At 57.2% G+C, this 26,071-nt stretch carries 20 protein-coding genes and 1 pseudogene; 5 read left to right on the forward strand and 16 right to left on the reverse strand.

Annotated elements, in window-relative coordinates:
- Positions 1 to 84 precede the first annotated feature (84 nt).
- Positions 85 to 1,356, reverse strand: a complete 1,272-nt coding sequence (locus HP15_RS16940) for a D-amino acid dehydrogenase (protein WP_014578596.1) — start codon at positions 1,354 to 1,356, stop codon at positions 85 to 87.
- Positions 1,357 to 1,373: 17 nt separating this feature from the next.
- On the reverse strand, positions 1,374 to 2,207 hold the full coding sequence (locus HP15_RS16945) for a polyphosphate kinase 2 family protein (RefSeq protein WP_014578597.1): 834 nt from the start codon (positions 2,205 to 2,207) through the stop codon (positions 1,374 to 1,376).
- 128 nt (positions 2,208 to 2,335) lie between these two features.
- Here HP15_RS16945 and HP15_RS16950 point away from each other — a divergent pair, with 128 nt between their 5' ends.
- Together HP15_RS16950 and HP15_RS16955 are read left to right on the forward strand one after the other, a co-directional pair.
- Positions 2,336 to 3,145: a TatD family hydrolase gene (locus tag HP15_RS16950; RefSeq protein WP_014578598.1), complete on the forward strand. Its 810-nt coding sequence runs from the start codon at positions 2,336 to 2,338 to the stop codon at positions 3,143 to 3,145.
- Positions 3,142 to 4,350 carry an HD-GYP domain-containing protein gene (locus HP15_RS16955; protein ID WP_014578599.1) on the forward strand — a complete coding sequence of 403 codons (1,209 nt, stop codon included), beginning with the start codon at positions 3,142 to 3,144 and terminating at the stop codon, positions 4,348 to 4,350. Before HP15_RS16950 ends, HP15_RS16955 begins: the two co-directional genes overlap by 4 nt.
- A 51-nt stretch (positions 4,351 to 4,401) precedes the next feature.
- Here the strand turns inward: HP15_RS16955 and HP15_RS16960 are convergent, their stop codons facing one another.
- The 9 genes and pseudogenes from HP15_RS16960 to HP15_RS22775 form a co-directional block, all read right to left on the reverse strand.
- Positions 4,402 to 6,621 carry a PhnD/SsuA/transferrin family substrate-binding protein gene (locus tag HP15_RS16960; RefSeq protein ID WP_227499656.1) on the reverse strand — a complete coding sequence of 740 codons (2,220 nt, stop codon included), beginning with the start codon at positions 6,619 to 6,621 and terminating at the stop codon, positions 4,402 to 4,404.
- Between the two features lie 56 nt (positions 6,622 to 6,677).
- The gene (locus HP15_RS16965; RefSeq protein WP_041645704.1) at positions 6,678 to 7,637 is read right to left on the reverse strand and encodes an ABC transporter substrate-binding protein; all 960 of its coding nucleotides are present in this window, start codon (positions 7,635 to 7,637) and stop codon (positions 6,678 to 6,680) included.
- Positions 7,638 to 7,740: 103 nt separating this feature from the next.
- Complete coding sequence (locus HP15_RS16970) at positions 7,741 to 8,649, reverse strand: lysine exporter LysO family protein (RefSeq protein WP_014578602.1); 909 nt, start codon at positions 8,647 to 8,649, stop codon at positions 7,741 to 7,743.
- Positions 8,650 to 8,676: 27 nt separating this feature from the next.
- The gene (locus HP15_RS16975; RefSeq protein ID WP_041645707.1) at positions 8,677 to 9,045 is read right to left on the reverse strand and encodes a PA4575 family protein; all 369 of its coding nucleotides are present in this window, start codon (positions 9,043 to 9,045) and stop codon (positions 8,677 to 8,679) included.
- Positions 9,046 to 9,057: 12 nt separating this feature from the next.
- The gene (locus HP15_RS16980; RefSeq protein ID WP_014578604.1) at positions 9,058 to 9,378 is read right to left on the reverse strand and encodes a DUF2288 domain-containing protein; all 321 of its coding nucleotides are present in this window, start codon (positions 9,376 to 9,378) and stop codon (positions 9,058 to 9,060) included.
- A 96-nt stretch (positions 9,379 to 9,474) separates the two neighbouring features.
- Positions 9,475 to 9,876, reverse strand: coding sequence for a response regulator (locus HP15_RS16985; RefSeq protein ID WP_014578605.1), 402 nt, complete (start codon positions 9,874 to 9,876; stop codon positions 9,475 to 9,477).
- A gap of 4 nt (positions 9,877 to 9,880) precedes the next feature.
- Positions 9,881 to 11,011, reverse strand: coding sequence for a response regulator (locus tag HP15_RS16990; RefSeq protein WP_041645709.1), 1,131 nt, complete (start codon positions 11,009 to 11,011; stop codon positions 9,881 to 9,883).
- 30 nt (positions 11,012 to 11,041) lie between these two features.
- A complete protein-coding gene (locus HP15_RS16995) occupies positions 11,042 to 12,313 on the reverse strand; it encodes a diguanylate cyclase (protein WP_227499790.1) in 1,272 nt (423 codons plus the stop codon).
- A gap of 132 nt (positions 12,314 to 12,445) precedes the next feature.
- A pseudogene (locus HP15_RS22775) lies at positions 12,446 to 12,745 on the reverse strand (Hpt domain-containing protein); the annotation flags it as partial.
- Positions 12,746 to 12,852: 107 nt separating this feature from the next.
- On the opposite strand from HP15_RS22775, the gene HP15_RS17000 reads away from it, so the two are divergent.
- The gene (locus HP15_RS17000) at positions 12,853 to 14,646 is read left to right on the forward strand and encodes a sensor histidine kinase (protein WP_014578608.1); all 1,794 of its coding nucleotides are present in this window, start codon (positions 12,853 to 12,855) and stop codon (positions 14,644 to 14,646) included.
- Positions 14,633 to 16,696, forward strand: a complete 2,064-nt coding sequence (locus tag HP15_RS17005; RefSeq protein ID WP_041645710.1) for a GAF domain-containing sensor histidine kinase — start codon at positions 14,633 to 14,635, stop codon at positions 16,694 to 16,696. The genes HP15_RS17000 and HP15_RS17005 overlap by 14 nt, the downstream gene beginning before the upstream one ends.
- Before the next feature lie 40 nt (positions 16,697 to 16,736).
- On the opposite strand, the gene HP15_RS17010 is transcribed toward HP15_RS17005, so the two are convergent.
- The 5 genes from HP15_RS17010 to HP15_RS17030 all read right to left on the reverse strand — a co-directional run bounded on the left by HP15_RS17010 (position 16,737) and on the right by HP15_RS17030 (position 24,472).
- Positions 16,737 to 17,276: a ferritin-like domain-containing protein gene (locus HP15_RS17010; RefSeq protein WP_008173036.1), complete on the reverse strand. Its 540-nt coding sequence runs from the start codon at positions 17,274 to 17,276 to the stop codon at positions 16,737 to 16,739.
- A gap of 78 nt (positions 17,277 to 17,354) precedes the next feature.
- The gene (gene acnA, locus HP15_RS17015; protein ID WP_014578610.1) at positions 17,355 to 20,114 is read right to left on the reverse strand and encodes an aconitate hydratase AcnA; all 2,760 of its coding nucleotides are present in this window, start codon (positions 20,112 to 20,114) and stop codon (positions 17,355 to 17,357) included.
- Between the two features lie 260 nt (positions 20,115 to 20,374).
- A complete protein-coding gene (locus HP15_RS17020) occupies positions 20,375 to 21,895 on the reverse strand; it encodes a methyl-accepting chemotaxis protein (RefSeq protein WP_014578612.1) in 1,521 nt (506 codons plus the stop codon).
- Positions 21,892 to 22,479, reverse strand: a complete 588-nt coding sequence (locus tag HP15_RS17025) for an SCO family protein (RefSeq protein WP_081449849.1) — start codon at positions 22,477 to 22,479, stop codon at positions 21,892 to 21,894. Before HP15_RS17025 ends, HP15_RS17020 begins: the two co-directional genes overlap by 4 nt.
- 169 nt (positions 22,480 to 22,648) lie before the next feature.
- Positions 22,649 to 24,472, reverse strand: coding sequence for an ABC transporter ATP-binding protein (locus HP15_RS17030; protein ID WP_014578615.1), 1,824 nt, complete (start codon positions 24,470 to 24,472; stop codon positions 22,649 to 22,651).
- A gap of 144 nt (positions 24,473 to 24,616) precedes the next feature.
- Between HP15_RS17030 and HP15_RS17035 the strand changes: the two genes are divergently transcribed.
- Positions 24,617 to 26,071, forward strand: a complete 1,455-nt coding sequence (locus HP15_RS17035; RefSeq protein WP_014578616.1) for a hypothetical protein — start codon at positions 24,617 to 24,619, stop codon at positions 26,069 to 26,071.

The following is a 26,071-nucleotide window of genomic DNA, read 5'->3' on the forward strand; positions in this document are numbered from 1 at the left end:
ACGAAAACATCCATGTTTTCGACGCTCCCGGGAGGGGCTATCCGCCCTGCTCTCGGGCCTTTTGCGCGCACCGGGGTATTGAGCCTACTCCCGGAATCTTCCTGGGCGGAAGGCATCCAGGCAAACGGACGGTTCCTCGCCTTCAATTACCTGGGCGATGACATCGGCACTGCCGGCAGAGAGAGTCCAGCCGAAGGTGCCGTGGCCGGTATTCAAATAGAGGTTCTCTCTGGGGCCTCGCCCGATAATCGCAGGGCCATCCGGGGTCATGGGGCGGAAGCCGGTCCAGGTTTCGGCGGCGTCGAGATCGGCGCAGCCGGGGAACCGGGACTCCACCGATTTTCGGATCGTGGCCAGCCTCGCCTCCGGAATGTCTCTATTGAAATCCGCCAGCTCGACAAACCCTGTGGCGCGTAATCGATCGCCCAGACGAGTAGAAACCACTTTGAAGTTGTCATCGTGAATGGTGGAAGCGGGGCCTTGTTCCGGGTCCTTCATGGGGACCGTCAGGCTGTAACCTTTTACCGGATAGATGGGCAGTTCGAGGCCGAGGGGCTGAACCAGGTGGTTGGACCAACACCCGGCGCTGATCACCACGGCATCCACTTCCAGGGCTTCCATGACTCCATCGCTGTTTCTGACTGAAATTGCGCTGACCCTCTGGTCATCGGCAATCAGCTTTTCCGCTTCCACGTTGTAACGAACCACTATCCCCTTTGCCTCGCAGACTTTAGCGAGTTCCCGGGAAAATTTGTGGCAATCGCCGGTTCCGTCGGTGTCATAGCTCAGGGCGCCATAAAGCGGACCATTGCCAACCATGCCGGGCTCGGCGTCGCGCACCTGTTCGGGTGTGAGCAAACGGGAAGGGATGCCCAGTTCGTTCAGCAGTTCATGGGTCGTCCGGTAGCCTTCCAGCGCTTCCGGTGTGCTCGCCAGGTGCAGCAGACCCTGGTGGTCGCCATCGAAGGACAGATCAAGCTCCTTCTCAAGCGCCATGAATCGCTCCCGGCTGTGGATACCGAGGCGCAACATGGCGCGGCGATTCAACCCGAACAGCCCTGGCGACCAGGCGTAACGGAGCGTAGCAAACATGAACTTGAGTGTTTCCACAGACGGCGGGAAGCGAAGTTTCAGGGGGCCATCCTGCTTGAGGATCCAGGGGATGGCCTTGAACACAATCGCGGGATCGGCCCAGGGGTACACCACCCCATAGGATCGCTGGGCCGCGTTGGCCTTGCTGGTCTCGTTGCCGGCCATTGAATGACGTTCCAGCACAGTCACCTGGTGGCCCCGGCGATTCAGTTCATAGGCGGTGGTCATTCCCACCACGCCGCCACCAACAACAGCAATGTGCATGCATTCCTCCCTCATGTTTACTCCACGCCGGTCTTCGCCAGAAGACGCCGGTACTCTTTTAAAACGCTTTCATCTTCTTTCGGATATTCCGGCGCCAGTTTCTGCAATTGCTCAGCCAGTATGGCTGCGACAATCGGGCGCGCCTGGGGCTTCCGATCGCCCGGCACGATAAACCAGGGTGCCTGCTCTGTATGGGTCGCGGCAATGGCTTCCTCGGCAAACGCTTCGTACTCCCTGCGTTTTTCCCAGCCATCGATATCGGACCGATCAAACTTCCAGCGCTTGCGCGGCTTGTCCAGACGCTTGAGAAGCCTCTGGCGATGCTCATCCTCAGACAGGTTGAGCCAGATCTTGATCACCGTGGTGCCCTCTTCCACGAGATGATTCTCGAAGTTCCGGATGGAGCGGTAACGGTTTTCCCAGTTATAGCTGTCTGCTTCATGAACCGGCCAGACCCGTTCTGCGATCACAGCCTCATGATGGCTGCGATTGAAGGCGACCATCTCACCAAAGCCGGGCAGAAACGGCGTGACCCGCCAGAGAAAGTCATGGCGGGTTTCGGCCCCCCTCGGCCGGCTGAACGACCAGGCATGGAAACCAGCGGGGTCGGCGTAGGTTGCCAGAGTACGGATCAGGCTGTCTTTTCCACTGGTGTCCGGGCCGTGGGTAACCAATAGAACCGCCCTGGACTGGTTGGCCCAGAGCCGGCGCTGGTATTCACCGATCTGATCCAGACTGGCTTCCAACCCTGGCAGGGTGGTGTCATCGCCATCCAGAAAAGTCGGGTAATCCCGGAATCTGGGTTTTCCAGGGTCGTAGAGAAAAGAACTGGCAAACGCCGACAATTTCATCCAATGCTCCGTGCAAGTCCCTATGAATGTAATACAGGTCAACAATCGTACAAACTGGTAAACTTGTAAGATTGAATTCACAGAATAGCAGCCCGAATACAGGTTGCGATGGAGTGTAGTACCCGGCAATGAGTAAAAAACGTCGCGAGATTCCCGTATTCGATCAGCCGATCATCGAAACCCACTGTCACCTGGATTACCTCACGGACCGCCCGCTTGAGGAAACCCTGGAGCAGGCAAAAGGGGTCAATATCGAGAAAGTGATCACCATTGCGGTGTCCCCGGACAACCTTGCCAGAGTACGCGAACTCAGCCAGGTTGCGCCTTGGGTTTATGGTACTCAGGGGATCCACCCCCACGATGCTGAAAGCTATTCTGATGACGTGGAAGCCGAAATCCGTGCCCACGCCCGGGACGAGAAGATCGTTGCGGTGGGCGAGATCGGGCTGGACTATTTTTACGACAACGCCGACCGGGACGTGCAGCGCGAGGTGTTCCGGCGCCAGCTCCAGATCGCCTGTGACACAGACAGACCCGTGGTGATTCATAGCCGGGAAGCCGACGAGGATACCATCGAGATCCTGGGCGAGTTTGAGACCACCCTCAAGCGCCGTGGCGTCATTCACAGCTTCACGTCCGGCCCCGGGCTTGCACGCTATGCCCTGGATCAGGGCTGGTGCCTGGGCTTCAACGGTATCACCACGTTCAACAAGGCGGAGAATGTACGGGACATCGTGCGCATGGCGCCGATCGAGCAGATCCTGCTGGAAACCGATTCCCCCTTCCTGACCCCGGTGCCCTACCGCGGGAAGGAAAATGCACCGTTTTACCTGCCTTTTGTCGCCGAGAAAATCGCCGAGGTGAAAGAACTGCCTCTGGACGAGGTGATTGGTAAGACTTACGCAAACAGCCTGAGGACGTTTTTCCCCGGCGAATGATCAAACGCGTCCCCATTTCAGCACTCAAGGTCGGCATGTACATAACCGACCTGAACAACGACTGGATTCCCCACAACACCCAGCGCAAGCGCGGTGTGATCAAAAAAGAGGAAACCATCGAGAAAATCCGCCGTATGGGCGTGGAGTTTGTCTATATCGATGCCTCGAAGGGGCTCGACACCCAGGACTCGGAAACCGCCGCCGAGGTGGATCGCCGGAATGAGTCGGCCCTGCAAAAGGCGGGTGAACTGACGCCCGGCCTGCGGCCCTATGTACCACTTGCCGAAGAAATGGTCATCGCCCAGCAGATCCATAGCCAGGCCCAGGGGCTGGTGGGCGAGTTCATGAATCACGCCAAGGTGGGCGGCGCCATTGATGTGGCCCCCATCCATCAGTTGGCAGACGAACTACAGCATTCTGTGCTCCGAAATGCCAACGCCCTGAGCTGTCTGGGACGCATCCGGGAAAAGGACAATTACCTGCTGGAACACTCGGTCAATCTGAGTGTGCTGATGTCCCTTTTCGGAAACTACCGGGGCCTGTCGTCTGACGTCCTGCACCAGACCATCGTTGGCGCCCTGCTCCACGACCTTGGCAAGATCCTTACACCCGACGAGATACTGCACAAACCCGGCCGCCTGACTGCCGAAGAGTTCGAGGTGATGAAACTCCACGCCCGCCATTCACGGGACATTCTGGCTACCACAGAGGGCATTGGCGAGCTCACCGTCATCACGGCGGCCCAGCACCACGAACGCCTCGACGGCACAGGCTATCCAGAGGGTCTGAAGGGTGATGAGATCTCGGAATACGGTCGCATGGTGGCGATCAGCGATGTATACGATGCCATCACCGCAGACCGGGTCTATCACAAGGGCATGACACCAACACAGGGTCTGAAGAAGCTTCTGGAGTGGAGCGGCACTCACCTCGATCCCAGTCTGGTCAAACAGTTTATCCGGTGCCTGGGCCTTTACCCGGTGGGCTCGCTGGTGCTTCTGGAAAGTGGTCGCCTTGGCGTCGTGGTTGAAGCCAATGAAAGTGACCAGAGGCTGCCGACTGTGCGCATTATGTACCACACCAAATTCCGAATGCCGATCACGCTAGAAACCCTCGATCTCGCGAAACCGGGCACACAGGACCGGATTCTGCGAGCCGTTGATCCGGAAACCTACAAGATTGATGTCCGGAAATTCCTCGCCTGAGAACGCTGACAGCCGCGGACAGCTCGGAATGGAGTGGTTCAACGGCTGCTATCAGGAAGATGGATCAGAGAATCGGACATAGCGATTGCGGCCCCGGTGCTTGGCCTGATACATGGCCTGGTCGGCCTGGCGCAGGAGCTGGTCGCCGTCCAGATCCTCTGCCTGCGGGAACAGCGTGTAGCCGATACTGGCTGAAACTTCGACGCTGTGGTCCGCTACCCAGACCGGTTCGGCCACCCGGGCCAGCAAACGCATCAAGAGGCTTTCCAGGGCCGGATCGTCCTGAACATTCATGACAATGGCCGCGAACTCATCACCTCCGATCCGCGCCAGGGTGTCCTCTTCCCGGAGTTCCGAACGCATTCGGTGTGCGATCTCGACCAGCAACTGGTCACCCGCCTCATGGCCGAAGGCATCGTTTACCGGCTTGAACTCGTCCAGATCAATATAAACCACAGCCAGTTTGCCGCTCTGTCGGCGTGTCAGGGCCATGGCCTGCTGCAACCGGTCGGCAAACAGAACCCGGTTAGGCATTCCGGTCAGGGCATCGTAATGGGCCATGATCCGGAGCTTTCTTTCCTGCTCTTTAAGCCGACTGATGTCACTGAAAATACCGACAAAATGCGAGACTTCGCCATGATCGCCACGAACACTGCTGAGTGTTACCGACAAGGTAATCGGCTCGCCATCATTGCGCCTGCTGGCGAACTCTCCGGACCAGAAGCCCTGAGACCGGGCACTGGCGAAAATACCACTGCCTTCCTCCACCGGTAAGGGTGGCAGTCTTCCTATTGCCCGATTGCGGGGCCGGCCGGTTATCGCCAGATACGCATCGTTGGCATCAATCACGATGCCGTGATTATCAGTAATGAAAATAGCCTCGCGGGCGTATTCGAAGACGCTCGCCGCCAGCCGCTGCCGCTGTTCCGCGTGTTTCCGGAGAGTGATCTCATACAGGGAGCAAAGAATCAGAGCCTCCGGTTCGTCCTCGGTGTGGACGGGCGCCATGGTAAGCTCCACCCAGATCTCCGTGCCGTCAGAGCGATTCAGAACCCATTCGCACTGTTCCACCTGACCCGCCGAAACCCGGGCCAGCATGGGCGCCATTTTCTGTCGGGAAATCTGCCCGTCTGGCTGGAATTCCGGCGAAAAGACCGCCAGATCCTTGCCGACCAGTGATTCACTGGAGGTGTACCTCAGCAGGTCGACAGAAGCCCGGTTGGTGTCGATGAAAAGTCCACCCCGGATCAGCAATGCAGCTTGTGGCCAACCCCGGATAAGCTGGCGCAGACGCCTCTGTTCCGCGGCCAGCTGCCGCTTGCTCTTGCCCAGCCAGAGCGACGATGCCACCAGCAACATGAGCAACACCAGAATGGTAAAGACCCAGAGGCGATACTGGTGCAACGCATCCACCCAGGTAAGTTGGGGCGCCTGGTCGTAGGGCGGCACCCGCAGAGTGCGCGCCAGGTACTCAACCGACTGGTAGTCTGCAGGCGGCGAAAAACCCGAAATGCCGACTGACAGCGCCACCTCGTCTTCCGGCTCAATGGCAAAAAGCGCCGACGCGATACGACGGACAGCCCGCTCGTTTACATGGGGCAGCGCCACCAGGGGCCATTCCGGGTATAGACGGGTTGAAACAACGTAGGGGAAACCCGCCAGCCGCTGACGGTTCAGAACCTTTACCTTGGTAAACAGATCAGGGTCTTCCTGCGCCATCTGCTCCAGAATGCTGGTTCGGATAAAGCCTACATCGGCATCTCCGGAGAGAACCGATCGAACCACTCGGTCGTGGGTGCCCATAAACCGGATCAGATTCACTCTCCGGATATCAATACCGGCATCCAGGAGCTCGAGAACCTGCGTCTGGTAGCCCCCCAGGAAATGGACACCGGGCGAGGCAATGGTCTTATCACGGATATCAGCGAGCTGTTCAATGTCGTCGCGCTCGGCCCTGGTAAAGATCACGCCACCAAGACTGCCAGTCGAAGACTGGCCGGAGCGCCTGACCAGAGTCGCCAGAACGCCGGTCAGACTGCGTTCGCTTCGGATCAGTAGAAAATGGCTGGGATTGGTAAGAAAAAAATCGAGCCGGTTGGCGGCGATCGCCCGGCTCATATTCTCCTGATTGAGAACCTCCAGCCTTACGGATATGCCGGTTTCCCTGGACAAGTAGTCCGTCAGAGGCTGGTAACGTTCCTGAAGCACACTGTCCGGCCGATAGGCGAATACACCCATAGTCAGTGTTTCATCGGCACTGGCTGATGCCATCGCCACAAATTCCGTGGCAAACAGAAAACAAAGACAGGCAGCAAACCGGCGAATATTCAAGAGACCCTCGCTGGCAGAAACGAAGGATCTGACATGCGCTGGATGCCAGGATTCTGATCAATCATACCCTCTGCCAGCATAAGGCGAGACAGGGATCCGGCCATGGTTTCGATGGGTCCGGCTGCTCTGAGATAACGCTGGTTCGCGGCCAGATCCGGCAGCATAACGCTGGCCAGTGCCGTGCGGACCTCGTCCGGACTGATCCCCTGACGGGTGGCAATCCGGTACATTGAGTCGTGCATGCTCCGCACGAGATGCTGCAGGCCGGAAAAATGTCCGGTCAAAAGGTCGCGAACCGCTCTGGAATTGCTCTCTGCCACTTTCCGGGTCACCACCAGCACATCGAAGATGGTTTCCGGAATGGCACTACTATCGAAGAGTCTGACGCCTCCGGCGTTCTCTATGAGTGACGCTGTTGGCTCGTAGCACACGGAAGCATCCACTTCACCGCGGGACCAGGCTTGTGCATGCTGGCTTACCGGCAAATCCACTTTTATCACGTCGCTGCGATCGAGCCCCGCTACCTCAAGGATTTTAAACAGCATAACGCCCGAGACACCGTCCAGCTCCACCGCAATTCGCTGCCCCTTGAGGGCTGCCAATTCCGTGATCGATGGCTTGACCATCAGTACATCGGCGCCGGCGGACACATCAGCGACGGCGACCACAACCAGTTCCAGCCCTCTCGACCATACGCGTATGGTTTCATCGAGAGTCAGCGCCGCCCCATCAAGCGCCCCTGAAAGAAGGCCCTCCATGGAGTCTTTGGCAGACGTGCCCGGCACCAGCGCAACCGTATCCGGCAACCAGTTGAAATCACGGGCAAGGTACAGTGGCTCGTAGCCGATCCAGGGGTGGATACCGAACCTCAGCGGGCCGGGATCGCTGCAACCCGGCAATCCCGCCACGGACAGTCCGGCTGCTATCGATAGACCAAGGAATTCACGGCGTTGCATCAGGCTCCGGACCGGGCGAAGACATTAACATTTGTCAATAAACGACAGTTTACTGCTTCACATACTACCCGTAAAACCGCAACTTGCCTTGCACCGCGTCAATTTATCCCAAAGACAGGAACACCCCCATCAGCACCGGCGAGAGAAAAGACAGCAAGAAACCGGAGGCGATCGCCACCGGAACACAGGTCAGCCCGCCACTGCTGCGGATTACCGGCAGGGTGAAGTCCATGGCGGTAGCGCCACCATAACCAATAGCCATGGCCGGCCTGTTGGCAATCAACAAGGGGATGATTGCCAGTGCAACGATCTCCCTGAGCACATCATTGAGGAAGGCCACGCCGCCCCACGCAGGGCCAAGGGCTTCGCCGATGACAATGCCGGACAGCGAGTACCAGCCAAACCCGGAGGCAACCGCCAGGGCGTCGTGCCAGGGCAAACCAAGCCAGGGTATCAACAGGGCACCGGCCACCAGGGAACTGAGCGTCAGAGCCAGCGCGATACCGAGCCCCTGACGATTCATCAGAAGTTTGCGCAGCGAAAGCCCGGCATTGCGCAGCTGCAGGCCGATCAGAAACAGCAGCAACATCAGGGACCAGGTCGCCAGCTGTTCCGCCATGGGCATGTCCGGCAACAGGTAGTAGCCGGCAAGCAGCCCGGCAATAACCGCCACCAGCGGTTTCAGGCCAGCCAGAAAAAGCCGGCGGTATCCGGGGCTGACACTGCCCTCGACCCGCTCGATGGACATTGGCTGCCAGCGGTGGAACATCCAGAGCCCAAACATGTTGGCGACGAAAAGCACCAGCACCAGTGCCAGTACCTGGGTCGCCATGCCACCCAGTTGCGCCGCCAGGCCCTCCATCTGGCCAAGCCCCAGACCCAGCAGCAACAGGATGAAGTAAACCAGTGCCTCCACCGTGTAATGGATCACCGTCATGGCCCGGCGGTTTTCCAGGGCGATGGCAAAACCCAGGAACAGGGGAGCAAGAATGAGCAAGGCTCCAGTCAGCATGGCGTCCTCGAAACAAAAAGGGGGTTATCAGGTCAGGGGTTTGAACTGGTCGGGGTCGGCATCCGGGCTGGCCTGTTCACCCTGCGGAACGCCGATGGTGCGGGCAAGACGTTGGGCGGTAACGGACCAGACCGCATAATCTCCGGGCTTCGGTTCGTAGCCTTTTCCCATCATGGTGCCGGCGACGCTCCTGAGAACCGATTCAGCCCGGGCCTGGGTTGGCCAGGGCCCACGGCAGAACTGTCCATCCGGGCGCCCCTGATCAGGGCCAGAGAGAGCGACCAGGCCCCAATGGCCGCCGCCTGCTGGCCGGATGTGTAGCTCGATGCGTTGGCCGTCTTTCACCATGACAAGATCCCGGAGCGGGCTACGGCCGTGGAAATAGTGGAGCTTCATGGCGTTATGCTGTCAGTGCAGAACATGCCCTGACCTGTCCTGAACGAGAACCCAGGGTGCGATGACGACCGCCCAGAGTTCCGCATTGCGATCATACCAATCCTGCGCGGTGTCCGGCGCAACCTCACCAACGCGTCCATCGTTCATCCACTGTTCGAAACGGGCTTTGTTATCCGCCGCCAACTCAGTCGCCACTTCAAGCAGATCCAGGTCCGGCGACACCCTGACGACCTGTCCCCTCGCAAAGTAGGTCTGCAGTTCGTGCCAGTGGATGCGAGAAGTCTCAAGATTCAGCTTGGCTTTCAATTCGTCCCGGGATGGGGAGGATGACATGACTACCTCATCAGTCTAAACAGGGGTCAGGCTGGCCAGACTACCGGAAATTGCATCTTTCCGCACCTGCCGGAGGACTCTGCCGATCTGCCGGTTTTACCCTCGGGAGTCTTGCAGAATGCGTGAAATCTGATCCGAAAGGGTCATGGGGTCGAAGGGCTTCGGGATCACGCCCAACGCACCTAACTCACGGTACTCGCGTATTTCCGAATTCTGCAGTCGTGCCGTCATGAAAATAACCGGCACATCCGCCATCCCGTCAAGCTCGCGCAGGGCCTTGAGCGTTGCTGGGCCGTCCATACCCGGCATCATGACATCCAACAGAATAAGCTCGGGATCGAAGCCTGGAGCCGCTGCCAAAGCGGCAACGCCGGATTCGCACACAGCTGCCTCAAAACCACCGACATCTTGCAGCGCGATTTCAGCAATTGCCCGAATGTCCGGGTCGTCCTCGACGTAAAGAACTCGTGATATGGAGCTGGTATTGCCTGGTTTCATTGCGTCAATCCCTGATTGGTTCTTCTGTGTCCATTCCAAGGCGACGAAGAAGTCGCTGACACTCCTCGGACTCCTTCTGGCCACCGGCCAGCATTGCAGCGGCACGCATGATAATCCGGTCCTCCTGCGTGCAATCGACAGGCAAAAAATGCACGGCGCCGATCAACTCCCTCACCCTCAATGGCAATCGCCACTGAACTTTCAGGCGATTGCCATAGGGTTGAGCCCAGGTGCGCACCAATTGCTCCGCCTCGGACGCATCAAGTGCCCCACCAAGGGCTATATAATCGTTGAGTACCTTGACTACCGCGAGCTCACCCAGGCGACTGAGCAACGCGGCCTTTTGCAAAGAAACGGGCTGCTTCTTAAGTTTGATCGCCAGCCCCTGCGCCTCTTTGGAGACCTGCAGTGCACCCTCGTAGTGACTCTTCGCAAGCCCTTTGAGAACCTCGTGTTTGAGCTTGCCAGACACATCCAGAGACAAAGCCAACACCTGATTCAAGGCAAGACCTACACCCATCGAGGAGATAGAATCCCGCAGGCTTTCTACTGGCTTACCGGTACGCCGAAAAGACGTGCTGTTGGCGACATCCATCAATCGAGCAGTAATGCTTGCCTCTTCGCGCCAACGTTCTGCCAACTGAGACGGCGATAATTCATCCTGACGTCTGATCAGTTCCAGAACGTCTGCCGGATCGACATCCGTTGGCAGCTGGATAATCCCCTCAAGCGAACTTTTCAGCAATGCCGCCACTTCTGGAACCGTGTCTTGCGAAGGTTGAAGGAGTTTGACAAGACGTTGGTGCAACTGTTGCACATCGAATGGTTTGGTCATATACCCATCGATACCGTAATAGGCGGCCTTCAGCACGGAATCGCGATCTGACCGGGCTGACACCATGACGATGGGTACATCACTATCTGATTTCCGGACTTTCTTGACGAGCTCCAGTCCGGCACCGTCAGGCAGATTCCAGTCAGCAATAAAGAGATCAAATGTATTTCCGCTCACCAGCTCGAGCGCCTCGCCCAGGCTGCCCGCCACTTTGACCAATGCACCGGGATAGATTCCCGCAACGACCGTCTCGAGCAGTTCAGAAACCAGATCGTCATCTTCGAGGATTAGCGCTTTCAAAAAACCACCACCTGACAACAGAAAACACCGTCATTTGTTCGCGGAATAAATCGCGACCCCGTTACGCCCTTCATGTTTGCATTGGTAGAGTGCCTGATCTGCAGCTTCCAGTGCCTCCGCCCCGCTCGGGAATTCGTTGACGCCGGCAATGCCCGCGCTGAGCGTAACCTGGAAATTCTTTTCACCTACCGCAAAAACAAGCTCGGAAAAGCTCTCCCCAATGCTTTTCAGCAAATCTGCCGCTGCCTGCACCGAGCAATCAGGCAAAACAACCATGAACTCTTCCCCACCGTAGCGGCCGATCATATCCGTTTCCCGAAGCCGGTTCCGTAATAAATTTGCAAGCGCTCGTATCACGATATCGCCGTACCGATGCCCCCAGGTATCATTGACCTGCTTGAAATAATCGAGGTCAATCATGGCGACGCTGGAAAGGTGGCCGAAGCGACGGCATCGCGCGAGCTCTTTTTCAAGCTCCTGTTTGATCAACGAATGCTTGAGAAGCCCGGTCAGACTGTCACGGTTCATCAGGTCGGAAAGCTGACGCGCTCGGTAGCAACGAATGCGCGCCGACCGAACCAGATAATCATCTGAGACCGGCTTTACGAGAAACTCATCTGCGCCTTTGGAAAGAGCTTCAAGCTGATCATCGCGGTCATCTTCTGAAGATAGGTAAATAATGGGCAAACTTAACCAGCGAGACTCGAAACGTATCAGTCGGGCGAGAGTAACGCCCGAGTAATCTCCAATCTGAACATCCATGAGCACGATGTCCGGCTGAAACGAATATAGTTCGGCCATCAAACGCCTTGGGTCGGTGAGAGACTTCGCTTCTATTCCTGCTGCGCTCAGTACCAGACAGTAATGCTCGGCCAGCTCAGCATCATCTTCAACAATAAGCACCCGGCCGTTGACGCCAGAACTCCGCTCAATCGCCAGCAATTCAACACGCTCGGCCAACTCTGGCACGCTCACGGGAGCGGAAAAAAACGCCGATGCGCCAGCCTTTGCAATCCGATATTCATTATCAAAGGAGTCATTGGCACCAATGACAACAACAGGGGGCCTGCGACGAGAGCCCTCGTTTTCCTGCTTCCTTGCGTGCTGCATAACAACAGGCATTGCCGAATCTCGGCAAAGAATAGAAGAAGCCCCTGTAATGCCAGAGAAAATACCCTCCAGAGCGGTTTCGTCACGCTGGTCCACGAATTGACAAATAAAACCGTAACGCCCTAACTCGGTGGCCAATGAGGCGACCTGCCCCCCAGCATCATCGTCAACGAGAAGAATCCGGATCTGCATGCCATGGCTGCCCTCAAACCGGTTCTGATCCGGTGACGTTAGATTTCCAGACTCCGCGCTTGAAAGATTCTCAGAGCTTTCCTCGATGAGACTGGCGAGAGCGTCAATGCTGTCCGCAAAGCCGTCGGAAACCTCCACAGATTGCCTCTGCGCCTCCGACGTTTCTCCGAGGGCTTCGGCCTGACTCTTTAACTGTTTTTCAATCAAGCGCGCCTGCTCACCCAGCCGAGGAAGGCCAAAGGTACCTGCCGAACCGGCAAGGCGATGCAACGACTGATAACAGCGAATGAGTCCCTCGGCAGACAATGTTCCAGACCGGGTCTGCTCGGCATAGCCGCTCAATTCCCTGATATCTGATCTGGCCCTGGTGAGAAACTTTTCCCTGAGGACTTTCAGCTTTTCGGAAACGTCATTGTCTGACTGCAAAGCCACTCTCTTTCTCCCGGCAAAAGCAGTTTGCCGCAATGATTAAATCCACTATTCTCGTGTCCAATGAAATCACGTTGCGGCCAGCAAGGCTATTCTTCCAAGGAAGTACTTTGAAACGTCTGTCCCTCGGCACCCGAATTGCACTTATAACCCTCCTGACAAGCGCTATTACCGTTCTGATCCTGCTGGGAACTGCCTACAACGAGTTGCTGAAGGACTTCGAACGCGTTCTCAGCCAGAAACAGCTGATTGAAACGCGGGGCGTTGCAGACGAAGTCAACCGTTCGCTCGAGATCCGGTTGACGGCCTTGCAGGCCTTTGCCGCAACGCTGACAGATGGCAAAAACCTCATCCCTCTTGACCGCATTAAAAACCTGATGGGGCGTCAACCCACTCTGAGCACTTATTTCAAGGAAGGCCTTACCGTGATGGATGCAAATGCCGTAGCCATCGCGGAAAACACTTTTGTGCCGGGCCGCATTGGCACCTCTTACGCAGACAGAAGTCACTTCCGGCGAGCAATGACAAGCAGGCAACCGGTTATCAGCAGCCCAATCATCGGCCGAAAGACGGGCCTCCCACTGCTGTCGTTTGTGGCCCCGATTGAAACCGATGATGGCGATCTGGTCGGGTTTGCCGGCGGCATTGTGAATCTCGAGGAATCCCGGATAGTGCCTCAAACCACCCTGGGTGATTCGCAGACCATATTTCAGGTACTGGACACTGAAAGATTCATTCAGGTCGATTCGCTGTCATCAAACGCGCCGATTCCTGAACTACCGGCCCCGGGCGAAAACCTCATCGTCGACGCGGCCCTCTCTGGTGTGACCTCCGGCGTTGTCACCGATAACGAAGGCAAGAAATGGATCTATGCCACCGAACACCTCGAGAGAGTCGGCTGGATGTTTTTGCGCGCCGTGCCCTACGAGAAAGCCACCAACCCGGCCTGGGCCTCGTTTCGGGAGTTTCTCGTGGTAAGCGTTCTGGCTACCGTGTTGTTAGCGGTCACAGCCCTGATTCTTACTCGCGCAGCAACCCGTCCTCTGGAAATAATGTCGAAGAAAATACGAGCCATTAGCCGTGATGGTTCTGCCACCGGTCGCGTCTCGGAGTCCGGCCCCCCGGAAATCCGTAATCTTGCCCAGGCGTTCAACACTCTCATGCGGGAACGGGAGGGACTCGACCGCCTGAAAGATGAGTTCGTCTCCACCGTCAGCCATGAATTGAGAACCCCACTCACATCCGTTAACGGTTCCCTGAAGTTGTTGCAGGCGGGCGCAGCGGGCGAGTTGCCCCCAAAAGCACGGGCGATGGTCGATGTTGCGTTCCGCAACAGCGAACAGCTTCAGCACCTGATCTCAGACCTGCTGGATTTCAACAAGGCACTGGCTGGCCGGATGCCCATTCATCTCGGGCAGATCGAGGTGCAGCGGGCAGTCCATGAGGCCTGTCAAGGCAACGACAGCATGGCACGGCATTATCGGATCCCACTGAAGCCCGAGGACTGCGAACAGCACTGGCTCATGGCTGATCCACTGCGGTTACGCCAGATACTGGATAATTTTATCAGCAACGCAATCAAGTTCTCGCCGGTGGATGGAACTGTTCGCATCTGGTCCAGTTATGCTCCGGATAACCAGATCAGGATCACGGTCGCAGATGAGGGCGCTGGCGTCCCGGAAACCTTTTCTGACAGATTGTTCCAACGCTTTGCCCAAGCTGAATCAGGTACTGAAAGGTCGAAGGCGGGAACCGGCCTGGGCCTTGCAATCACCCGGGAGCTGGCGGGCTTGATGGGCGGCGAAGTTGGTTACTATTATGACAACGGGGCGCGTTTCTGGGTACAGCTGCCAGCGTGCAAACCCGATAACTCGGAGAAAGGGAGCGACCGTGAAGGCACCTGACGTTCCACCAGACGAACCCTTCCGATTGTCTGCCCTGGAGGAGCTGGCTCTCCTTGACACACCCCCTGAGGAAAGATTCGACCGGCTGACCCGGCTTGCCGCCCGAACCCTGAACGTCCCCATCGCGCTCGTATCCCTGATTGACACGGACAGACAGTGGTTCAAGTCGCGCCGGGGGTTGGATGCCAGAGAGACCGGTCGGGATATCTCGTTCTGCGGACATGCTGTGCTGCGCGAGGAAACACTTGTCATTGAGAACGCACTCAACGACGAACGCTTCTTTGATAATCCTTTGGTAACTGGCGATCCCCATATCCGGTTTTATGCGGGCGCTCCGCTCCACGACCCTCAGGGACAGAGGGTTGGAACGCTCTGCATCATCGATCGCAAGCCCCGATCCTTTTCAGAAGAAGACAAAACAATCTTGAGGGATCTGGCAGATCTGGTGGAACGGGAATTCTCGATCGGTGCCATCCGGGACCACTCCGAGGATCGCACCCGAGCGCTGAACGTGCTGACCGAGATCGTCCTGGATTCTGCCGGTGACACCAATGAGCGAGCGGCGAGAGCCCTGAGGATCGCCTGCGACTATCTTGGTCTTGAAACCGGCATTGTCAGCCGGGTCACCGACACGGTGTATACCATCCACTGGCATTTCACCCGTGGCACTAACCCAATCGAAAACGGCACGACCTTACCCCTCGAACAAACCTATTGCGCCCTGCTCCTCGAATCCAGCCATAAATTGTTTGCCATTCAAAACATGGCCGAATCCGGATTCACCAACCGCCCGTGTTACGAGGTCTTCGGGCTGGAGACGTATCTGGCAGCGCCTATCTGGATCGACGGCGAGATCTTTGGAACCGTAAATTTTTCGTCGCACTCGCCCAGACATCGCCCGTTCAGTGCCACAGAAGAAATGTTCGTCACTCTCTTTGCAGACTGGGTGGCCGATACCCTTTATCGCGTCCAGCGCACAGAAACCCTGAACAAACTGGTAACCCAGGCGCCCGGTATGCTTTACCAATACCGCCTGTGGCCTGACGGACACAGCAGTTTTCCTTACACCAGCCCAGGCATTAAAGAGATCTATGGGATTGACGTTGAAGAAGCGGCTATCGACGCCAACAAAGCCATAGCCCGGGTACACCCTGATGACCTTCCCGAGCTGCTCAAGTCGATCGAGGAATCTGCACAGACTCTTTCTCAATGGCAGCTCCGGTACCGAGTGCGTCTGGATACCGGCGGCTGGAGCTGGGTTGAGGGACTGGCACAACCGGAGGCTCTGCCCGATGAAAGCATCCTGTGGCACGGTTACATCACCAATGTTGATGAACGCCAGAGAATCGATGAGATGAAGAACCAGTTCATCTCCACCGTCAGCCATGAATTACGAACACCTTTAACCTCAATATCCGGTTCTCTGGGGCTGATCCTTGGCGGCGCAACCGGTCCAGTCAACGAGAAAACCGCTCAGATGCTCACTATTGCCCAACGCAACAGTAAACAACTGCGGCATCTTATCGACGATCTTCTTGATATAGAGAAGCTGGTCAGCGGCAACGTGACGTTCGACGCGTCTGTCCAGAGACTGGATGAAGCAGCCGAGGCAGCCATCGAAGAGATCCAGCCGATGGCCAGAAAGCGGGGCGTCGAGGTGCAACTGAATGTCCTGGAACGAGACCTGTATGCCAACTATGACATTGTTCGGCTTACCCAGGCCATAACAAATCTTCTGTCAAACGCAATCAAGTTTTCCCCGGCCGGTGCTGCCGTTAGGGTGGATTTGTCCAAATCTGGGGATGAGGCAAAGCTTGAAGTCAGGGATCAGGGCCCTGGTGTGCCTGAGAGTTTCCGGGACAGGATTTTTCAGAAGTTTGCCCAGGCGAACTCAACCTCTTCAAGGACAAAGGAAGGAACCGGGTTGGGCCTCGCGATTACGCGGGAATTGATGCAGGCAATGGGCGGTGAGGTCGATTTCGAATCCGAAGAGGGATCTGGCGCCTGCTTCTGGATCACCTTGCCGCTCGCGGAGCCGGGGACTCAATAAGGCCCCCGGTTCGCAAACGGTATGCTGAAAGCACGATGAATCAGCTGTCCAGCCCTTCCAGCAGACCGGCCATATCGTCGGCGTGCTCCTCTTCCTGAGCCAGGATTTCCTCGATAATCCGCCGTGAGGTCGGGTCCTGATCTCCCAGATAACGGGCAATTTCGCGGTAGCTGTCGATGGCAATCCGCTCCGCCACCAAATCTTCCACTACCATTTCCCGCAATGTATCGCCCTCAACGAACTCGGCGTGGGACCTCGTTAAAAGACCTTCGGGCGAGAAGTTCGGTTTCCCACCCAACTGCACGATACGTTCGGCCAGCCAATCGGCGTGCTGCTGCTCCTGGTCTGCATGCTCCAGGAACTCCTGGGCAGCGACATTGGCGTTGATGCCATCGGCACGGAAGTAATGGCTCTTGTAACGCAGGGTGCAGACAATTTCGGTTGCCAGCGCCTCATTCAGGATTTTCACGACATTGTCGCGGTTGGCACCGTAGCCCTCGGTAAGCGCTCCTTCTTCGATGTGCTTGCGGGCCCGCTCTCTGAGGGTTTTCACGTCGGTCAGAAACGGTTGATCGGTCATAATGTCTCTCTCGTTTCTCTCATTGATCTCTTGAATTCGGCATAGCGGCCGCCCGCTATGCCATTTCACCCTGTCCACTCAGGCAGTGCGCAACATTTCCCGCACCACGTAATGGAGGATGCCGCCATGCTTGAAGTAGACGGCCTCGTTGGCGGTGTCGATGCGAGATTTCAGCTCGCAGGTCTCCGTGGATCCGTCCTTGTACTTCACCGTCATCTTGAGGGTCTGTCCCGGCTTGATCTCACCAGACAGGCCTTCGATGCTGATGGTTTCCTCACCGGTGAGTTTGAGGCTCTTGCGGTCCGTGCCTTCCGGGAACTGAAGTGGCATTACGCCCATACCGATCAGGTTGGAGCGGTGGATGCGCTCGTAGGATTCGGCCACCACAGCTTTTACACCCAGCAGACGGGTACCCTTGGCCGCCCAGTCACGGCTGGAGCCGGTACCGTATTCCTTGCCGGCAATGACCACCAACGGCGTTCCTTTCTCCTGATACTTCATGGCGGCATCGTAAATCGCCATCTGTTCGCCCGTGGGCACGAATTTGGTGTAACCGCCTTCCACACCGTCGAGCATTTCGTTCCTGATACGCACATTGGCAAAGGTGCCACGCATCATGACTTCGTGGTTACCCCGGCGAGAGCCATAGGAGTTGAAGTCTTTCGGCTCGACACCGTGCTCCTGCAGGTATTTACCGGCAGGGGTGTCCGGCTTGAAGGAACCGGCCGGTGAGATGTGGTCGGTAGTCACCGAATCGCCCAGCAGTGCCAGTATGTTGGCATCCTTGATATCGTCGATCGCGTCCGGTTCTTCCTTGAGCCCTTCGAAGAACGGCGGATGCTGGATGTAGGTGGATTTATCAGACCACTCGTACACCTTGCTTTCTGGCACCTTGATGGACTTCCAGGTGGCGTCGCCATCGAAGACTTCCGCGTATTCCTTACGGAACATATCGGTCTTCACTTTCTCCACCGCTTCAGCGATCTCCTGCTGGCTCGGCCAGAGGTCCTTCAGGTACACCGGGTTTCCATCCTTGTCGTTGCCCAACGGATCTTGTGAGAGATCCAGGCGCACGTTGCCCGCCAGCGCATAGGCAACCACCAGGGGCGGCGATGCCAGCCAGTTGGTTTTCACCAGCGGATGCACCCGGCCTTCAAAGTTCCGGTTGCCGGAGAGCACAGAGGCCACGGTCAGGTCACCATCACTGATGGCTTTCTCTACCGCGTCCGGCAGAGGCCCGGAGTTGCCGATGCAGGTTGTGCAGCCATAGCCGACGAGGTTGAAGCCGAGCTTGTCCAGATCGTCCTGGAAGCCACCCACTTTCAGATAGTCAGTGACGACCTTGGAACCCGGCGCCAGCGATGTCTTGACCCAGGGCTTGGTGCTCAGTCCCTTCTGGACCGCTTTCTGGGCGATCAGGCCTGCGGCCATCATAACGCTCGGATTCGACGTATTGGTGCAGGAAGTGATCGCCGCAATGACGACCGCACCCGGATCCAGCCGGCTTTTCTCGCCATTCATCTCAAGGGGCTGGCTGGCATGATGCTTGTAGCTGTCGTCCACGCCCACCGCGGTCTGGCCACCCTCGGATTCCAGGTTGGCCTCACGGTTCTCGGCAGGCCCCTCGGCAGTTTCCATCAACAGCTCAAAGGAGGACTTCATGTTCTTCAGGGCGACACGATCCTGCGGGCGTTTGGGGCCGGCAAGGCTGGCCTCAACTTCGCCCATGTCGAGTTCCAGGTTGTCGGTGTACACCGGTTCATGGCCGGGCTCACGCCACAAGCCCTGGGCCTTGGCGTAGGCTTCCACCAGCTCCAGCTGTTCTTCCTCACGGCCGGTCAGGCGCATGTACTTGATGGTCTGCTCGTCTACCGGGAAGAAACCACAGGTGGCGCCGTATTCCGGGGCCATGTTGGCGATGGTGGCCCGATCTGCCACCGGCATGTCCTTCAGGCCGTCGCCGTAGAACTCCACGAATTTGCCAACCACGCCTTTCTTGCGCAGCATTTCGGTGACGGTAAGCACCAGATCTGTTGCGGTGATGCCTTCCCGAAGCTTTCCGGTGATCTTGAAGCCCACCACTTCCGGAATCAGCATGGAGACCGGCTGGCCCAGCATGGCGGCTTCCGCTTCGATGCCGCCAACGCCCCAGCCAAGAATGCCCAGGCCGTTGATCATTGTGGTATGGGAGTCTGTGCCCACGAGGGTGTCCGGGTAGGCGATGGTCTTGCCGTCCTGGTCCTTCTGCCAGACGGTCTTGCCGAGGTATTCCAGGTTCACCTGGTGACAGATACCCGTGCCCGGCGGCACCACACGGAAATTGTCGAACGCCTGCTGGCCCCAGCGCAGGAACTCATAGCGTTCCTGGTTGCGTTCCATTTCGATGGCTACGTTGTCCTTGAACGAGGACGCGTCGCCGAATTTGTCCACCATTACCGAGTGGTCGATCACCAGGTCGACCGGCGACAGCGGGTTGATCATCGCCGGATCCTTACCGGCTGCCTGGACCGCCTCACGCATGGCAGCCAGGTCGACGACGCCGGGCACGCCGGTGAAATCCTGCATCAACACACGGGCAGGCCGGAACTGGATTTCAGTGTCGGAATGACGATCCTTCATCCACTGCACCATGGCATCAATGTGGCTTCTGTCCACGGTGGTGCCATCCTCATTGCGCAGAAGGTTTTCCATCAGCACTTTGAGCGAAAACGGCAGGCGATTCAGGTCGCCGAGAGTGTCCGCAGCCTTGGGCAGGCTGTAGTAATGAAAGGTTTTACCGCCAGCATCCAGGCTGGAAAGGGTATTCAGACTGTCTTTACTGAGACTTTCGTTCGACATGTGGTGCCTCCTTTTTCGTCGTTATCCGCGTATTCCGGAAGGCTCTTTCGAAGCCCTTTCAGCAACGCATCGACCGGGAAAGCAATCCCATACCGGGCAATAGCCTGATGAAAGGACTCCACAGCGTGAAGTCACCTTTAACTATTGCAGCAATTAACGAGAGTTCAACCGCGGGCCGATGAATGTTCGGCATCAGCGCGGTGAATATCAGACCAATGTAGGAGAGCCGGACGACTCTCCGACATCAGTTCCTGGAAGGTTTAGATGCGATACAGCTTCACCAGTTCATTCAGTTTTTCGGTGACCGCCTCAAGGTCTGAAGCCATGGTTCTGACCCGCTCCGCCTCGGATACCACATCGTTGTTCCGGTTGGCGATGGAATGAATGTTCTCATTGATCTGAAGCGACGTGGCTGCCTGCTCTTCCGAGGCCGATGCGATCTGGCAATTCATTCGCGAAACCTCGCCGATGGCTGCTTCAACTTCGCGAATTGCCTCGCCAGTTTCTCGCATGGCCCGTGTTGACTCGGCAGAACGGGTCCGGCCCATCTCCATCGAAGCCTTGGTGGCTTCTGATATGTCGCTCAGTTCGCCGACGGTAGCCCGAATCTGGTCAGTAAATTCCTGGGTTCTCAGGGAAAGCGCCCTGACCTCATCCGCCACCACGGAGAATCCACGGCCATGCTCTCCGGCTCTTACCGCCTCGATGGCGGCGTTCAGGGCCAGCAGGTTGGTCTGTTCGGAGATCGCATTGATAGAGCCGACGACAGAGGAAATGGATTCGATTTTTTCGCTCAGCTCATCAACCCGATTAGCACTGCTTTCAAGAGCTTCATCGGTAGACTCCGTGAGTTTCGACGCGTTAGCCATGGCCTCACCACCTCTGGTGGCTGCGGCGGAAGCATTGCTGGCCGCGTCCGACGCCAGCTGCGCGTTACTGGCGACTTCCTGGATACTGGCGGACATTTCATTGGTTGCCGTGGCCGCCTGATCAGTCTGAACCTGCTGCTCGTTGGCAATCTGCGTGGTTGTGTCACTGACACTGGTCATGTCATCAGCGTTCGAACGCAGTTGACCAGAAAGCTCTTTCAGCCGGGCGATGAGTTCGACAAACCTGTCGAGCATGTTATTGAAGGAGCTGGCCGTGACGGACTTGTCTGCGCCATCGAGACGTGAGGTAAGATCATTATCCGCATCGAACGTCCGTATAATGTCAATAATCTGAAACGACTGCCTTTGCTCTGCCCCCATTTGGATCGCAAAAAAGACGAGAATTGCAGACTCAAAAACCACGAATGCAGCATGCAGGAAGGTAATGGACCAATTGCAATCATAGTTGAAGATCATGATCGGCATCTCGCCCAATGTGGCACCCGCCAGTTCAAGCGCTGTAAATGCGACATGATGCAACGCTATCGTTGCAGCACCGACCACCACGGGCAGCCAGTCCCGATAGATGATCACCAGGGCAAGCGCAGCAAAAATGTGGAAATGCATTTCAATACGACCCAACTGCGCCTGGATCATGATGGCCGAGAACAGCATCAGGCAGATTGCGAACAGTGACGACAAGGCCCTTGTTCCACGCATCGTAAAGAAGCCGGCAGTTGCAAGACCTCCCACCAGCAAAGACGCAATCAGAGCGAACATAGTGGTGCCATAGCCCATCGGCACCAGCAAGCCGACCACCGGAATATGCGCCAGAAGGATCAACAACATCTGGCGATCGGTGCGCTCCCGGATTTCAACTTCGTAAGACTGACTGTTTACTGCGGTCGTCATATGGAACTCTCGCTATTTTTGTCTTTTAGTAAGCGGCGAAGATCCTGTTCAACCAGCTTGAGATTCAGATCTGGTGTTGTGTAAACCAGCCTTCTGCGGAACTCTCCCGTCACTACATGCAGATGTGCGCTGTGAGCGATGAGATCATCCTCGGAACTACGCTGTTTAACGGCAAAATCGTTGTAAGTTGAAGCCAGTTTTTGAGCGGCCCGGTGAGTTTCCGGCCGGTAGAATCTGAACGCCTTCCCAAGACTTTCCATGGTTTGACCAAGCACTTCCGGCGTGTCGTTTTCCGGGTCAAGGGTGACAAACAGGAACTCGACCTCAGCCCCATCCAAAAGCTGGCTCAGCTCCATCAGATTGACCAATTGAACCGGGCAAACGGTTCCGCACTGGCGATAACCAAAGAAAATAACGGAAAGTCCATTCTGCGGAGGCTGGTAGCCAGTCAGGTTCTCTCCCGGCTCATCAATCGCCATCCCGTAAAAGCCGCTGTTGTTGAGCAGCGACGGCATCACCGGGAGCGCAAGTGCCAAAAAGAAAGCTGTGGCGAAAAGCAGAATACTTGTCGTTTTCCTGTTCACTTTTCCTGTCCGTGAAAGATCGGCGCAAGTTTGCAGAGAAGTTTGAAACCGGGCTATAGGTGCATTGCGCAACGTTCAGCCCCTAGAACTTGCATTTGCAATCTTTTACGGACGCAAAAAGCGACAGATCTTTTTTTGTTGTAATGAGAAGTAAACTTTAGGAACAGGACTACATCTGGCGCTCGCCATAAAGTTGGGCGTACAGCCCTTCCCTGGCAATGAGCTCGTCGTGGTGACCCTCTTCGATAATCCGGCCATCTTCGAAAACACAGGCACGATCTGCCTGTTTAACGGCGCTGAGGCGATGGGCAATGATCAGGGTGGTGCGCTGTTTGAGGAAAGCTTCGAGATCCCGATGGAGCTGAAACTCGGTTTCCGCATCCAGCGCGGAGGTGGCCTCATCCAGGATCACCACTGAAGGCTCTGACAGTATCATCCGGGCAATGGCCAGGCGTTGACGCTGTCCGCCCGACAGGCGCACCCCCTGTCGGCCGATAACGGTATCAAGCTGGTCGTGCATTGCCGCAACCGTGCCGTCCAATTGGGCGATTCGCAGGGCATCCCAGAGCGCGGCATCGGGCTTGTCCCGGCCAAGGGTCAGGTTCTGGCGAACGGTATCGTTGAACAGCGCCGGGTGCTGAAGCACGGTCGCGACATGTTCACGAAGGCAGGGCAAGCCAATGCGCTCAACAGGCACTCCATCAATCAACACCTCGCCCTGCTGCGGTGTGTACATGCCGAGGATGACCTGAATCAGAGTCGACTTGCCGCCACCGCTGGCGCCCACCAGGGCCACTTTTTCGCCGGGCGCCAACTCCAGATTGATGCCCCGGAGCACCTGCTCCTCGCCATAAGCGAAATGGATATTGCGCAGGGTAAGCCCCACGGTATGACGGTCGCGGAACGGGTTCTCCAGCGCCGGATAGCGGGGCTCTTCTTTCAGATCCAGCAACCGGTTGATACGCCCGAGCGCCGCATTGGCGGCGAACCAGGCGTACTGCATGTTGAGCATTTCCTGAACCGGCGTCAGCATGAACCAGAGGTAGCCGAAAATGGCGAACATCATGCCGATGCTCAGGTCGCTGAACAGCACGGTTACCATCGCGGCGGCCCGGAACGCGTCGACGCCGAACTGGAACAGGGCAAAACTGGCCCGGCTGGCTGCATCGCTGCGCCATTCGAACTGGATCGCGTGGTCCCGCACGTTGCGGGCGCGGTCGATCAGCTGGCGAAGGTAATGCTTTTCCCGATTAGCCGCCCGCAGTTGGTGAATCGCATCCAGGGTTTCGGTCAGGTCGCCCTGGAAGTCTTCGTAAGCGCTGTTCTCCCGGCGCTTCAACTCCTTGACCCGCTTGCCGATCAGAATCGTGGCGAAGATGACCAGCGGATTGAACAGCAGAATGAGTAGGCCCAGCTCCCAGTGCACCCAGAGCAGGACCCCAGCGGTACCCAGCACTGTCAGGCTCGCCACCAGAAAACGGCTGATGGTGGTACCCAGAAACTGGTCTACGGTATCCAGATCGGTAATAAAGTGACTGCTGATTCCGCCCGAGCCGCGAGTTTCGTACTCGGACATGGCCACCCGTTGCAAACGCCCGAGCAGGCGGGACCGGATGCGGAACACCACATCCTTGGAAACCTTGGAAAATTCCCGGGACTGCAAAACGTTGAACGACAGTGCCGCCACACGAAGCAGAAATGCCACCACAACCATCAGGCCGATATAGACCACCGGTGTTTCCCAGCTCCCCGGCAGGAAGGAATCCATTACCGGTAACACAGGGCCAGGCTCGTCCAGCAGCACTTCGTCCACCAGAACCGGCAGCAGCAGTGGCACCGGCACACTCATCACGGTGGCCATGATAGCCAGCAGATTGGCACGCACCAGTCTTGGCTTGTGCTTGAGCGCAAGCCCAAAGATGTCCCGCCAGGTGTACTGCTGCCGGGTTTCGCGAGTATCGATACCGGTTACGCTGTTTTGCGGGTGTTCCAAGCAACCTCCGGAGAATCAGATGTGCCCGGTTGGATACGCCCGGGAACTGACAATAGTCTACCTGTTAACTGGTTTGCTGCGATCAAAACCGACATCTGTCATCATGAGCCAACGATTTTCTGATGGACCAGGACACAAGCACCTGTGAAACACGATTGCCACTATCACCCCGGCGACCCTGCCAAATGGCACTGCGGGGAGTGCCAGATTCACTACTGCAGCCGCTGCATGCCCGACGCCGATACCCGACAGCGTCGGGCCCTGTGTCCGCACTGCAGCAAGGCCATGCGATACCTGGGCGCCGCCACCGAAGTGGTCCCGTTCTGGCAGCGACTCGGCGCGTTCTTCCGCTACCCGTTCCATACCGATCCGCTGATCGTGATCGCCATCTGTACCCTGGTGCCGGTAGTCGCCCCCGCCAACCTGATCGGCATTCTGATCTGGCTGGTGCTGGCGCTTGCGCTCTTCAAGTACACCTATGCGGTGATCAACCACACCGCTGAAGGCCACCTGAAACCGCCCGCCGTGTCCGTCGCCTTCACCGGCAGCGGGTTTGATATTGTCATCCTGCAGTTGCTGGTCTTCGTGCTGATGGGCGGGCTGGTTGGCGCGGCTGCCATGCTCGGCGGCCCCATCCTGATGCTGCTGGCGCTGGCGTTTGTCATCCTGGCATTGCCGGCCAGCATCATGGTGCTTGCCATGGAGCGCTCGGTGGGCGCGGCGGTGAATCCGATGAATCTGGCGGTGCTGATCTCCCGAATCGGCACCCCCTATTTCCTGCTCTACGGCTACCTGATCCTGCTGACCCTCGCCTCGGGCGCGGCCCAGGACTTCGCGGTTAATCACTTTCCGTTCTGGGTGGCCCAGCCCCTGGCCGGCTTCCTGAACAGTACTTTCACACTGATTCTGTTCCACATGCTGGGCTACCTGCTATTCCAGTATCAGGAAGAGCTGGGATTCGCCTCGGATATCCAGGATGAAACCGCCGGGCAGGACACCCACCAGCGCGACCGAAGCGCCCGTTTTGATGCCGATATCGACATGAACCTGAAAGACGGCAACTACGACCGGGTGCAAAGCATGCTGAAGGAAGCACTGAAGCGGGACCGGGACAACGCCCTGAGAATCGGCCAGCTGTACCAGCTACTCACAGCCCGCCAGGACACCGACGAGCTCTACCGTTACCACCCACGAATCCTGGGCTGGTTGGCCGATCGCAACGACGGAGAAGGCATCGCGGGTGTGCTGAATACGATCCAGAAAGCAGAACCCGGCTTCAAACTGGAGGATCCGGACCTTTCAGTGCGCTGCGCCCGGGCCCTGTATCACCGGGGCCAGTTCAAACCGGCCTTGCGAGTGCTTCAGGATTTCCACAAGCGCTTTCCGGACAGCGAGCAGCTGGCGCCGGCCTATCTGCTGGTGGCCCAGACCCTGGCCAACGGATTGTCCCAGTGGGAAAAAGCGACGGCCTTCCTGACGTTTATCCAGAAAAAATGCGTGAATCATCCGCTGCATGAGCAGATTACGGTTTATCTGCAGCAGGCGCAGAATAAAGAGCCATTGAAGGGTCCCAAGGCGTCTTTTTCGGTTCAGGAGTAA

Origin of the sequence: Marinobacter adhaerens HP15, from assembly GCF_000166295.1 — a bacterium.
Lineage (GTDB): Bacteria > Pseudomonadota > Gammaproteobacteria > Pseudomonadales > Oleiphilaceae > Marinobacter > Marinobacter adhaerens.